The following is a 12,052-nucleotide window of genomic DNA, read 5'->3' as shown; positions in this document are numbered from 1 at the left end:
ATTTACTGAAAGGAGAGCCAGATATGGCTACCGTAAAAGTCGATGCCGCCAACTTCCAGTCCGAAGTCCTTGAATCCTCCGAACCCGTCGTGGTGGATTTCTGGGCCGAATGGTGCGGCCCGTGCAAGATGATCGCGCCGAGCCTTGAGGAAATTTCCTCCGAGCTGGCCGGCAAGGTCAAGGTCGCAAAGCTGAATATCGACGAAAACCCGGAACTGGCCGCTCAGTTCGGCGTTCGCTCCATCCCGACGCTCGCCATTTTCAAAAGCGGTGAAGTGGCTGACATCAAGGTTGGCGCTGCTCCCAAGACAGCGCTTTCGGCCTGGATTTCCGGCGCCGCATAAGCATTATCAATGGAATGAAAGAAGCCCGGCAGCGATGCCGGGCTTTTTTATTGCGGCACCGTGCCGTTCAGGGCAAGTGCATTGCCAGCAAGGTAAAGCGAACCGCCGATCAGGATGCGCGGCGCCGGTCCTTCAGGGTCGAAGCGGCGCGACAACTCTTCCAGAGCATGTGTCAGAGACGATGTTGGCGCTGCAACGAGGCCAGCATCGAAGGCGGCATGGGCGAGTACCACAGGGTCGATCGCTGCATCCGTGCCGCCGATCGGCACGGTAAAGACATATTCGGCGATATCGGCGAAGGCCTTGAAATAGCCCACCGGATCCTTGGTGTTGATGAGGCCAGCAATGATGAAGAGCGGCCGCGGCGTCTTTTCCTCAAAACCCGCCATTGCCTCTGCAATCACTTCACCCGCACCGGGGTTATGGCCACCGTCGATCCAGATTTCCGCATCTTTCGGCGCCATTTCAGCGATTTTTCCAGTCAGGATGCGCTGAAGACGACCGGGCCATTCCACCGTGGTCATGGCCTTTTCGATCATCCGCTCCGTCACCTCAAAACCGGCAGCCTTGACGGCGCGGATCGCGGCGGCGGCATTGGCAAGCTGGTGACGGCCCGGGAGCCGTGGCAGCGGCGCATCCGTCAGTCCGAACTCATCCTGATAGACCATGCGGCCGAATTCTTCATGGGCGGAAAAATCCTGGCCATAGACGGACACCGGGCAACCGAGACGCTCCGCCGTGGCGACAAGTGTTTCGAGCGCCGCATCATATTCCTGATGGCCAATGACGACGGGTGAGCCCTTTTTCATGATTCCCGCCTTTTCGGCGGCAATCAGTTCCACGCGATCGCCGAGATAAGCCTGGTGATCAAGCGAGATTGGCATGATGACGGAAACCGCCGGGTTATTGATGACATTGGTTGCATCGAAACGGCCGCCCAAGCCAACCTCAACGATCGCGGCATCGGCGGGCTGTTCCGCAAAAAGCACGAACATAGCCGCAGTCAGGATTTCGAAAACCGTGATTGTCTGACCTGCATTGGCAGTTTCAATGCGGCGCAGCGCGTCCGCAAATATCTCGTCTTTGACGTAACGGCCTTTATCGCCCGCCACGCCTATACGGTATCGTTCGTGCCAATTTACCAGATGCGGTGAGGTATGAACGTGGACGGAGAGTCCTGCAGCCTCGAGGAGGGCACGGCAAAAGGCAGTAACCGAACCCTTGCCATTGGTGCCGGCTACATGGATCACCGGTGGCATTCTGTTTTGTGGATTGCCGACTTTTTCGAGAAGACGGGAAATTCTGTCGAGTGAAAGATCAAACCCCTTGGGGTGGAGCTGCATCAGCTCTTCAATGATCTTTTCTGCCTCACCGATCGCGGGCTTCGTCATGTCTTCCGTTCGCCTTTCAGGCGTTTTGCTTGTCATTTGTCCGCCGCCCTAAAAATGAAATCAGGCAACGTATAACATCATCCCGGAGGCAATTTATGCCTCCGGGCGACATATTTTTTTTCCTCAGGCCGAAGCGGCCAGCGGGACGACAGCGTTTGCATTGTCAGCGGGCGCTTTGGTCATGATCTTGAGCAGATTAGCCAGCGTGTCCGGGATTTCGCGACGATCAATGACCATATCCACCATGCCGTGCTCCAGCAGGTATTCCGAGGTCTGGAAGCCTTCCGGCAGCTTTTCGCGAATGGTCTGCTCGATCACGCGCTTGCCGGCGAAGCAGATTTCAGCGCCCGGTTCGGCAATATGCACGTCGCCGAGCATGGCATAGGAGGCCGTGACACCGCCTGTGGTCGGGTTGGTCAGAACCACGATGTAAGGCATGCCAGCTTCCTTCAGCATGTTTACCGCAACCGTGGTGCGGGGCAGCTGCATCAGAGAAAGAATGCCTTCCTGCATGCGGGCGCCACCGGAGGCCGGGAACATGACGAGCGGGCAGCGCTCGGAAATGGCGCGCTCAAAGGCCTTGACGATGGCTTCACCGGCGGCGATGCCGAGCGAACCGCCCATGAACTGGAATTCATGCACGACGGCGACGATCTTCAGGCCCTTCAGCAGGCCGACACCGGCGAGGATCGTATCTTCCTGCTCGGTCTTCGCGCGGCTATCACGCAGGCGATCGGTGTATTTTTTGGAATCGCGGAATTTCAGCGGGTCCTGCGCGACCTTCGGTTGCGGCAGAGCCTCATAAACGCCGCCATCGAAAAGATCCGCAAGACGCGCCTTGGCCGGCATCTTCATGTGATAGCCGGACGCCGGAATGACCCACTTGTTGTCTTCCAGATCCTTGTGGAAGACCATTTCGCCCGTTTCGGGGCACTTGATCCAAAGGTTTTCCGGAACCTCCGGGCGGCGGCCGAGCATGGAATTGATCCGCGGCCGAACGTAATTGGTGATCCAGTTCAACTGTCTACTCCTGACTGGGCCGCGCGCTTATTCTGCAGCGGCGAGGCGCGATGCACGCACGCCCGTTGAAAGTCCTTTTACCAGCGTCGTAACCGCCGGCACGGTATCTGCGGTTGCCTGTCCATCCTTGGTCAGGCTGCCGGCAATCTGGTTGACAATGGCGGAACCCACCACCACACCGTCCGCCACGGCACCGATTGCCTTGGCATGATCAGCCGTCTTGACACCGAAACCGACACAGACCGGCAGTTCCGTATGCGCCTTGATACGACCGACAGCGCCCGAGATCAACGACGGATCGGGAAGCGCTGAACCGGTGATACCATTCATCGAGACGTAATACACGAAACCTGAGGTATTTTTAAGGACGGTCGGCAGGCGTTTGCCATCGGTGGTCGGCGTTGCAAGACGGATGAAGTTGATGCCGCGCGCAAGCGCCGGAATGCAGAGCTCATCGTCCATTTCCGGCGGCAGATCGACCACAATCAGGCCATCGATGCCCGCCGCCAGTGCGTCGTCCAGAAATTTTTCGACGCCATAGATATAGATCGGGTTGTAATAGCCCATCATTACGATCGGCGTTGCATCGTCTTCCTTGCGGAACTCCCGAGCAAGATCGAGCGTGGTTTTCAGCGTCTGTCCGCCCTTCAGCGCGCGCTGGCCAGCGAGCTGAATGGCCGGGCCGTCCGCCATGGGGTCCGAAAACGGCATACCGAGTTCGATAACGTCGGCACCGGCTTCCGGCAGCGCCTTCATGATGCCAAGCGAGGTCTGGAAATCCGGGTCGCCGCCCATGAAATAGGTAATCAGGGCCGGGCGATTTTCCGCGCGCAGATCGGCGAAGCGCTTGTCCATACGTGCAGTCATGATCTTATACATCCATTCCAAGGAACTTGCTGACGGTGTGGACATCCTTGTCGCCGCGGCCGGAGAGATTCATCAGGATGATCTCGTCCCTGCCCATTTTCGGCGCACGCTTGATGACCTCGGCCAAAGCGTGGCTCGGCTCCAGAGCCGGAATGATGCCTTCAAGGCGGGTCAGCATCTGGAAGGCATCCAGCGCCTCATGGTCCATGATCGGCACATATTCGACGCGGCCGATGTCGTTCAGCCAGGAATGTTCAGGGCCGATACCGGGATAATCGAGGCCTGCGGAGATCGAATGGCCTTCCTTGATCTGACCATCCGCATCCTGCAGCAGATAGGTGCGGTTGCCGTGCAGCACGCCCGGCGAACCGGCAGTGATTGAAGCGCAATGCTCTTCCCCCGAAAGGCCCTTTCCGCCCGCCTCGACGCCGACGATGCGAACGCTCTTGTCATCAAGGAAAGGATGGAAGATGCCGATGGCGTTCGAGCCGCCGCCAACTGCCGCAATGACCATATCCGGCAGACGACCTTCCGCTTCCAGCATCTGCGCCTTGGCTTCCTCTCCGATAACGGCCTGGAAATCGCGGACCATTTCCGGATAGGGGTGTGGGCCCGCGGCAGTACCGATCAGGTAATAAGTGTCATCGACATTGGTGACCCAGTCGCGCAGGGCCTCGTTCATCGCATCCTTGAGCGTGCCGTGGCCGGCCGTGACCGGCTTTACCTCGGCGCCCAGAAGCTTCATGCGGAATACGTTCGGGGCCTGACGCGCAACGTCCGTCGCGCCCATGTAAACGACGCATGGCAGGCCGAAGCGCGCAGCAACGGTTGCCGAGGCAACGCCGTGCTGGCCGGCACCGGTCTCGGCGATGATGCGGGTCTTGCCCATGCGTTTTGCAAGCAGAATCTGGCCGAGGCAATTGTTGATCTTGTGTGAACCCGTGTGGTTCAGTTCTTCGCGCTTGAAATAGATCTTCGCGCCGCCAAGTTCCGCCGTCAGGCGCTCCGCGAAATAAAGCGGGCTCGGACGGCCGGTATAGTGTGCGCCGAGATGCTTGAGTTCCGCCTGGAACGCGGGATCGGTCTTGGCCTTGTCCCATTCCGCCTGCAAATCCAGAATGAGCGGCATCAGCGTTTCGGCAACGAAGCGACCTCCGTAAATGCCAAAACGTCCGTCCTCATCAGGACCAGCGCGAAAAGAATTGGGTGTTGGCGCGTCGTTCACTTCAAGCTCCCTTTGGGCCTTTCGACCAATCATTCACCACATTGAAAAAAGCGTCGATCATGGACAGATCCTTGACGCCCGGCGCGCTTTCGACGCCAGATGACAAATCTATTCCGCTCGCCCGGGTTTCTGCCAGAGCCTCGGCGACATTGTCCTTGTTCAGTCCCCCGGAAAGCATGTAATCGATGCTTCCGTCAAGGGAGCGCAGGATGGTCCAGTCGAAGGAAACACCGTTGCCGCCCGGAAGCTCCGAACCAGCGGGCGCCTTGGCATCCAGCAGAAAACGATCGGCTATCCCGTTATAAGGGCCAATTTTGGCAAGATCAGCGGCATCGCGAATGGAAATCGCCTTCATGACCGGCAGGCCGTAAAGCGCCTTGATGGTCAACAGCCGCTCCGGGCTTTCACTGCCGTGCAGCTGCAGAATGTCAGGTTTTACAAGATCGACGATTTCATCGAGATAATCATTATCGGCATTGACGGTGACGGCGACCACCTTGGCTGCGCCACGGGCGGCTTCGGCCAGCTTACCGGCTAAATCGGGCTCGATGTTGCGTGGACTTTTTTCAAAGAAAATAAAACCGACATGCGACGCGCCGCGCCTGATGGCGCGCTCCAGCGCTTCCGGTGTCTTCAATCCGCAAATCTTGATATCCGGTTTCATATCCGCGACCTGACACGAAATGCGACGAGAGTCGAGCCAAATCGCATCCGTTATTGATGGAATGTTTCACGTGAATCCAGATGGCGATTGACGCCCTAAGTTTCAATCGAAATCGATGGCGTGGAGTTTGGAGCCATTATGTTTCAGCCAGTCCTTGGCTTCATCGGTGTGCGGGCAGAGTTTTTCGCACAAAGCCCAGAATTTCGGTCCGTGGTTCATTTCCCTCAAATGCGCGACCTCGTGGGCGGCGAGATAATCGATGACCTTTTCCGGAGCCATGACTATGCGCCAGGAAAAGCTCAGGTTTCCATCATGGGAACAGGAACCCCAGCGGCTGCGTGTATCCTTCAAGCTGATCGATCGCACCGGCCGGCCGGCCGCTCTGGCATGAACGGCCACAAGCCGCTCCAGGTCGGCCTTCGCCTCCTTTTTCAGGAAGGCCGCTATCCGCCGTCTCAGATGCTCGGGCGCGCCGCTGACTTTGAGGACGGGCGCGCCATCGGCGTCTTTCGCGACGTGCGTCAGGCCGCGCAGGCTGCCCGTATGGTCAATACGGTGGGCTATGCCCCTGATATCGATGGTCGTGCCGGAACGCAGACCGTCATCAGGACTGAACTTCGGAAGTTTGCCTTCCAGCCAGCCCTGATGTCTCTCGAGAAAATCATCCACCTGGCGATGATGCAGACCCATCGGGATCGTCAGCTTCAGCGCCCGGCCGCCCGGCTCGATTCGCAAGGTAATGCGCGTCGCCCGCGGGTTCTCCCTGACCGTGATCGGCACCTGCCGGCCTGCCACCGAGACGGTGAGCTGGCTCGGCACGACCTTCTTTGGCGCCGGGGACTTCAGGGATTTTCTGAGGAGCGAAAACATGAAGCCTTCATAACCGATTCGTCCATCCCTTGGCCACGCAAATGCGCGGCGTCACCTACCGTTTTGCCGTTAGGTCGTCTGGTGTTTGGCAATGAAATCCAGCATACGCGGCACGATTTCCTTGCGGAAGCGCGAACCGTTGAAGACTCCGTAATGCCCTACATCCGGCTGCATGTAGTGCGCGCGTTTATCTTCAGGGATGTTGCGGCAGAGATCGTGCGCTGCCTTTGTCTGGCCGACGCCGGAAATATCGTCATTCTCCCCTTCGACAGTGAATAATGCGACCTTGCAGATGGCAGCGGGATCGACCGCCCTGCCCCGATGCAGCATGTTTCCCTTCGGAAGCGCATGGTCGATGAAGACGGTTTCCACCGTCTGCAGATAAAATTCCGCCGTCAGGTCCATGACGGCCAGATATTCATCGTAAAATTCGCGGTGTTTTTCGGCGGAATCGCCGTCATTCTTGACCAGGTTGAGGTAAAAATCCTTGTGCGCCGTCATGTGCCTGTCGAGGTTCATGGACATGAAACCCGACAGCTGAAGGAAGCCCGGATAGACATTGCGGCCGAAGGCTGGCTGCGGCCACGGCACCTGCATGACGACATTGTCGCGGAACCATTCGATCGGCTTAGCCTTGGCGAGACCGTTGACGGCGGTGGGGTTGATGCGCGTATCGATCGGCCCGCCCATCAGCGTCATGGAAGCGGGTGCAAACGCGTCACCATCCGCCTCCATCAGGGAAACGGCAGCCAAAACAGGCACGGATGGCTGGCAGACAGCAACCACATGTGCGCCCGGCCCGATCTCGTGCAGCATCTCGATGATATAGCTGATATAATCGTCGAGATCGAAAGTTCCTTTGCTCACCGGCACCGTACGGGCATCGGCCCAATCGGTGATATAGATATCCGCAGATGGCAGCAGGGCCTCCACTGTCCCCCGCAACAGGGTGGCGTAGTGACCGGACATCGGAGCCACCAGCAGTATCTTCGGATCGGACTGACGGGGCGTATCGAACTCTCTTTCGAAATGAAGAAGATTGCAAAACGGACGAGACCAGACGACCTCTTGAGCAACATTTATGCTCTGGCCATCGACAATCGTGTTGCCGAGACCGAATTCCGGCTTCGCATAACGGCGCGTCAGGCGTTCGAAGACCTCAAAGCCTGCATCCAGGCTCCTTCCCAAAGCAGTGCTGGAAAGCGGGTTCAAAGGATTGTTGCAGGCCTGGCGCATCATGTCGGCACCGGCACGCAGCGGCGCCATGGCCGCATGGTTCATTTCATAGAGATGGTAGAACACTGATGACGCCTCCCTCGCGATCACGCTCTTTTTTCCAACCATAGCAGCTTTTCGCAGGTGCACAAAATCGAAGGCGCCGGCGGTTTCCCGCCAGCGCCTCACTTTCCGTTGAACGCCGTATAATCAGATGTCGGCGACGAAGGTCTGCTTCTGGGAACCGAGACCCTCGATACCGAGTTCCACGACATCGCCAGCCTTCAGGTAACGCGGCGGCTTCAGGCCCATGCCGACGCCGGGAGGCGTGCCGGTGGAAATGACATCGCCGGGGTGCAGCGACATGAACTGGCTGAGATAGGAGACAACGTGGGCCACGCCGTAAACCATGGTCTTGCTGGAACCGTCCTGCATGGTCTGGCCGTTGACCTGCAGCCACATGCCGAGGTTCTGCGGATCGGTGATTTCGTCCTTCGTCACCAGCCACGGGCCGATGGGGCCGAAAGTGTCGCAGGACTTGCCCTTGGTCCACTGGCCCGCGCGCTCCGTCTGGAAGGCGCGCTCGGAAACATCGTGCGAAACGCAATAACCGGCGACATAATCGAGAGCATCCGCTTCGGAGACATATTTGGCGGTCTTGCCGATGACGACGCCAAGCTCGACTTCCCAGTCGGTCTTTTCCGAACCGCGCGGGATGACGACATTGTCATTCGGACCAACGATGGCCGAGGTGGCCTTCATGAAAATGACCGGTTCCGGCGGTACGGTGGCACCCGTTTCAGCGGCATGGTCGGAGAAGTTAAGGCCGATGCAGATGAATTTCCCGGTTCCCGCAACGCAGGCGCCGATGCGCTCTTCGTTCAGCACCGGAAGTGTGCCGACATCGATCGCGGCGATCTTCTTGAGGCCCTCGGGAGAAATGGCTTCGCCGCCGATATCTTTGACATGGGCGGACAGATCGCGGACTTTTCCTTCCGCGTCGAGGATTGCAGGTTTTTCCTGGCCGGGCTGGCCGACACGCATCAATTTCATGGAACTCTCTCCCGGTTGTCAGACAAGGTGATGCATATATGAACGATGCATTCATACTTGTCACCCCTTGACTGTGCCAAGTTTCGAAAAATACCTTTTCCTTCCCGTCAATCAAAAGGACATGGCCCGTGACGAACAGCAATAACCGGCAATCAGAATACCCCGTTGATCCCCTCTTCCTCGATCGCTGGTCTCCGCGCGCCTTCGATGGTCACGCCATGCCGGCGCAGCATCTGATGACCATTCTGGATGCGGCGCACTGGGCGCCCTCCGCCTCCAATCATCAGCCGTGGCGGTTTGTCTATGCACACAAGGACAGTAAAGACTGGCCGCTCTTCGTGGAACTGCTGATGGAAGGAAACCAGCGCTGGGCAAAAAACGCCTCCGTGCTGCTTTTCGTCATTTCCCGAGACCACAATATCTCTCACGACGGCGAGAAGAAACCGTCAACAACCCATTCCTTCGATGCCGGCGCCGCCTGGTTTTCACTTGCCATGCAGGCGCACCTGCTCGGTTACCATGCTCACGGCATGGCCGGCATATTCAAGGACAAGATCGTCGAAAAACTGAATATACCGGAAGGCTACAAGGTGGAGGCAGGAGTCGCCATCGGCACGCTCACCGACAAGTCCGTTCTTCCTGATGATCTGGCGGAACGGGAGGTGCCAAGCAAACGCCTGCCCCTTTCCGATGTTGCCTTTGAAGGTCGCTTCACCGGCAAGGCTGACTGATCTCCATTATCCGCATAAAATCAAAAGGCCCGGCGGAGATTACCGCCGGGCCTTTTGTTAAAGTTTCGTTTCACGTGAATCGTTACGCGAAACATTCCCCAAATTTAAATATCCAGGTTAGCGACGCTGAGTGCATTTTCCTGGATGAAGTCGCGGCGTGGTTCGACTTCGTCACCCATGAGGCGGGCAAACAGGCCGTCAGCATCAGTCGCGTCACTTACTCTTACCTGCAGCAGCGAGCGAACGTTGGCATCGAGTGTGGTTTCCCAAAGCTGCTCGGCATTCATTTCGCCAAGACCCTTGTAGCGCTGCATGGAGAGACCCTTGCGTCCGGCAGCGAAAATCGCATCCAGAAGCGCGCGCGGGCCGGCCAGCTCCATCGTGCCATCCTTGCGTTGCAGAACCGGCGGCGTGGCGTAGATGTCACGCGTGCGGGCTGCAAGCTGATCGATGTGCCGGGCATCGGCCGAACCGAGGAGGCCCATATCCAGCGTCGATACTTCCTTGACGCCGCGCACCATGCGTTCGAAGCGTAAACCGCCGTCTTGCAGCACAGTGCCGGACCAGCCGCGTTCGGTCTCTTCAGCAATCATGTCGAGACGCCGGGCCACTTCGGCAACAGTTTCCTCCGCACGCGCTGCGTCGGCGGAAAGCTCGGGGTTGAGTGCGCCGGCAATGGCCGCCTGCTCCACGATGGAGCGGCTGTAACGGGAATGCAGCCCGTCGATCAGCGAGCGCATGCGCAGCGCATCCAGAATGACTTCGCGAAGATCGGCGCCAACACGCACTTCGCCAGAGCCGAGCGTCAAAGATGCTTCCTCGATACCCATGGAAATCAGGTACTCTTCCAGAGCTTTCTCGTCCTTCAGGTACTGAACGGATTTACCGCGCGTCACCTTATAAAGCGGCGGCTGGGCGATATAGAGATGGCCGCGTTCGATCAGTTCCGGCATCTGGCGGAAGAAGAAGGTCAACAGCAGTGTACGGATGTGGGCGCCATCGACGTCAGCATCCGTCATGATGATGATCTTATGGTAACGCAGCTTATCGGCGTTGAATTCGTCCTTGCCGATGGAGGTGCCGAGCGCCGTAATCAGCGTGCCGATTTCCTGGCTGGACAACATCTTGTCGAAGCGGGCGCGTTCGACATTGAGGATCTTGCCGCGTAGCGGCAGGATTGCCTGCGTCTCGCGCGAGCGGCCCTGCTTGGCCGAACCGCCGGCGGAGTCACCCTCGACGAGGAACAGTTCTGATTTTGCCGGATCGCGCTCGGAGCAGTCGGCGAGCTTGCCGGGCAGAGAGGCAATATCGAGCGCTCCTTTGCGGCGTGTCAATTCGCGCGCCTTGCGGGCGGCTTCTCGGGCGACAGCGGCTTCAACCACCTTGCCGACAAGGATTCTCGCGTCGGATGGATGTTCTTCGAGCCAGGTGGAGAGCGCTTCGTTGACGAGGCTTTCGACAACCGGACGCACTTCAGACGACACAAGCTTGTCTTTCGTCTGCGACGAAAACTTGGGGTCTGGCACCTTGACGGAAAGGATGGCCGTCAGACCTTCACGGCAGTCTTCACCCTGAAGGCTTACCTTTTCCTTTTTCAGGATGCCGGAGGTTTCGGCATAGGAGGTGACCTGGCGGGTCAGCGCCGCGCGGAAACCTGCCATATGGGTGCCACCATCGCGCTGCGGAATGTTGTTGGTGAAACAAAGCACGTTCTCGTGGTAGCTGTCGTTCCACCAGAGTGCGACCTCAACCGTAATGCCATCCTTTTCACCCTTGATGGCGACCGGCTTATCAACCAGCGGCTTCTTGGCGCGGTCGAGATAACGGACGAAGGCCTCGAGGCCGCCATCATACAGCAGTTCTTCCTGCTTGACGTCGGAATGGCGCTTGTCGGTGAGCAGGATGCGCACGCCGGAGTTCAGGAATGCGAGTTCGCGCAGGCGATGCTCCAGCGTTCCATAATCATAGTCGGTCATGGTGAAGGTTTCAGGGCTTGCCAGGAAGGTGACTTCCGTGCCCGAACGGCCTTCATATTCGCCGATAACGGAAAGCGGCGCGTCGGCGACACCATGGGTAAAGCCAATCTCGTGCACCTTGCCATTGCGGCGGATGCGGAGCTTCAGCCAGACGGAGAGCGCGTTGACCACCGAAACGCCGACACCGTGCAGACCGCCCGACACCTTGTAAGAATTCTGGTCGAACTTCCCGCCCGCATGCAGCTGGGTCATGATGACCTCGGCGGCAGAAACGCCCTCGGAGGAATGGATGTCAGTCGGAATGCCGCGTCCGTTATCGGTCACCGTCACGGAGCCGTCGGCATTCAGGGTCACCGTCACCAGGTCGGCGTGGCCCGCAAGCGCCTCATCGATGGCGTTGTCGACGACTTCGTAGACCATGTGATGCAGGCCGGAACCGTCATCGGTATCGCCGATATACATGCCGGGCCGTTTGCGCACGGCATCAAGGCCCTTGAGGACCTTGATCGAATCGGCTCCATATTCCGCGTTCGCGCCGACTTCGCTTGACGATGTTTCGGTCATAAGTACTCTTTCCAAAGTTTTCCTGGCCAGGTTTCCAGTGAGAGGGCCTGAAGCCAGCGAATCACTCAAATCCGACATGCGACTATAGAAATTCTATACCCAATCCCAAAGGCCGCATGCTTCAGGATGCTG

11 protein-coding genes are annotated in these 12,052 nt (G+C 58.3%); 2 read left to right on the top strand and 9 right to left on the bottom strand.

Going from position 1 to position 12,052, the window contains the following annotated elements; translation table 11 throughout:
* The first annotated feature begins 23 nt into the window (after window positions 1-23).
* On the top strand, window positions 24-344 hold the full coding sequence (trxA, locus tag HQN82_RS12195) for a thioredoxin (RefSeq protein ID WP_003516334.1): 321 nt from the start codon (window positions 24-26) through the stop codon (window positions 342-344).
* A gap of 47 nt (window positions 345-391) precedes the next feature.
* On the opposite strand, the gene HQN82_RS12190 is transcribed toward trxA, so the two are convergent.
* The 8 genes from HQN82_RS12190 to HQN82_RS12155 all read right to left on the bottom strand — a co-directional run bounded on the left by HQN82_RS12190 (window position 392) and on the right by HQN82_RS12155 (window position 8,649).
* Window positions 392-1,771: a bifunctional folylpolyglutamate synthase/dihydrofolate synthase gene (locus HQN82_RS12190; protein ID WP_173614922.1), complete on the bottom strand. Its 1,380-nt coding sequence runs from the start codon at window positions 1,769-1,771 to the stop codon at window positions 392-394.
* Between the two features lie 87 nt (window positions 1,772-1,858).
* Window positions 1,859-2,755: an acetyl-CoA carboxylase, carboxyltransferase subunit beta gene (gene accD / locus HQN82_RS12185; protein ID WP_004444285.1), complete on the bottom strand. Its 897-nt coding sequence runs from the start codon at window positions 2,753-2,755 to the stop codon at window positions 1,859-1,861.
* Window positions 2,756-2,782: 27 nt separating this feature from the next.
* On the bottom strand, window positions 2,783-3,622 hold the full coding sequence (trpA, locus tag HQN82_RS12180) for a tryptophan synthase subunit alpha (protein WP_004444282.1): 840 nt from the start codon (window positions 3,620-3,622) through the stop codon (window positions 2,783-2,785).
* A gap of 4 nt (window positions 3,623-3,626) precedes the next feature.
* Window positions 3,627-4,847: a tryptophan synthase subunit beta gene (trpB, locus tag HQN82_RS12175; protein WP_173614921.1), complete on the bottom strand. Its 1,221-nt coding sequence runs from the start codon at window positions 4,845-4,847 to the stop codon at window positions 3,627-3,629.
* 1 nt (window position 4,848) lies between these two features.
* The gene (locus HQN82_RS12170; protein WP_173614920.1) at window positions 4,849-5,511 is read right to left on the bottom strand and encodes a phosphoribosylanthranilate isomerase; all 663 of its coding nucleotides are present in this window, start codon (window positions 5,509-5,511) and stop codon (window positions 4,849-4,851) included.
* 102 nt (window positions 5,512-5,613) lie between these two features.
* Window positions 5,614-6,381: a M48 family metallopeptidase gene (locus HQN82_RS12165; protein WP_173614919.1), complete on the bottom strand. Its 768-nt coding sequence runs from the start codon at window positions 6,379-6,381 to the stop codon at window positions 5,614-5,616.
* 69 nt (window positions 6,382-6,450) lie between these two features.
* A complete protein-coding gene (locus HQN82_RS12160; protein WP_234904859.1) occupies window positions 6,451-7,683 on the bottom strand; it encodes a polyhydroxyalkanoate depolymerase in 1,233 nt (410 codons plus the stop codon).
* Between the two features lie 123 nt (window positions 7,684-7,806).
* A complete protein-coding gene (locus tag HQN82_RS12155; protein WP_006700109.1) occupies window positions 7,807-8,649 on the bottom strand; it encodes a fumarylacetoacetate hydrolase family protein in 843 nt (280 codons plus the stop codon).
* Window positions 8,650-8,777: 128 nt separating this feature from the next.
* On the opposite strand from HQN82_RS12155, the gene HQN82_RS12150 reads away from it, so the two are divergent.
* Window positions 8,778-9,380 (top strand): nitroreductase family protein, encoded by a 603-nt coding sequence (locus tag HQN82_RS12150; RefSeq protein WP_004444268.1) that lies wholly within the window; start codon window positions 8,778-8,780, stop codon window positions 9,378-9,380.
* 104 nt (window positions 9,381-9,484) lie between these two features.
* On the opposite strand, the gene gyrB is transcribed toward HQN82_RS12150, so the two are convergent.
* Window positions 9,485-11,920, bottom strand: coding sequence for a DNA topoisomerase (ATP-hydrolyzing) subunit B (gene gyrB, locus HQN82_RS12145; protein WP_004444267.1), 2,436 nt, complete (start codon window positions 11,918-11,920; stop codon window positions 9,485-9,487).
* Between the last annotated feature and the right edge of the window lie 132 nt (window positions 11,921-12,052).

It is taken from the genome of Agrobacterium pusense (genome assembly GCF_013285525.1).
In the GTDB taxonomy this organism is placed as follows: Bacteria; Pseudomonadota; Alphaproteobacteria; order Rhizobiales; family Rhizobiaceae; genus Agrobacterium; species Agrobacterium pusense.
Note: the sequence above shows the minus strand (reverse complement) of the source record. Positions and strands in the feature narration are given on the sequence as shown.

Coding starts and splice junctions, on each gene's coding strand:
- HQN82_RS12155 (WP_006700109.1), bottom strand. CDS start 8,649: ATGAAATTGATGCGTGTCGGCCAGCCCGGCCAGGAAAAACCTGCAATC.
- HQN82_RS12170 (WP_173614920.1), bottom strand. CDS start 5,511: ATGAAACCGGATATCAAGATTTGCGGATTGAAGACACCGGAAGCGCTG.
- gyrB (WP_004444267.1), bottom strand. CDS start 11,920: ATGACCGAAACATCGTCAAGCGAAGTCGGCGCGAACGCGGAATATGGA.
- HQN82_RS12165 (WP_173614919.1), bottom strand. CDS start 6,381: ATGTTTTCGCTCCTCAGAAAATCCCTGAAGTCCCCGGCGCCAAAGAAG.
- HQN82_RS12190 (WP_173614922.1), bottom strand. CDS start 1,771: ATGACAAGCAAAACGCCTGAAAGGCGAACGGAAGACATGACGAAGCCC.
- trxA (WP_003516334.1), top strand. CDS start 24: ATGGCTACCGTAAAAGTCGATGCCGCCAACTTCCAGTCCGAAGTCCTT.
- trpA (WP_004444282.1), bottom strand. CDS start 3,622: ATGACTGCACGTATGGACAAGCGCTTCGCCGATCTGCGCGCGGAAAAT.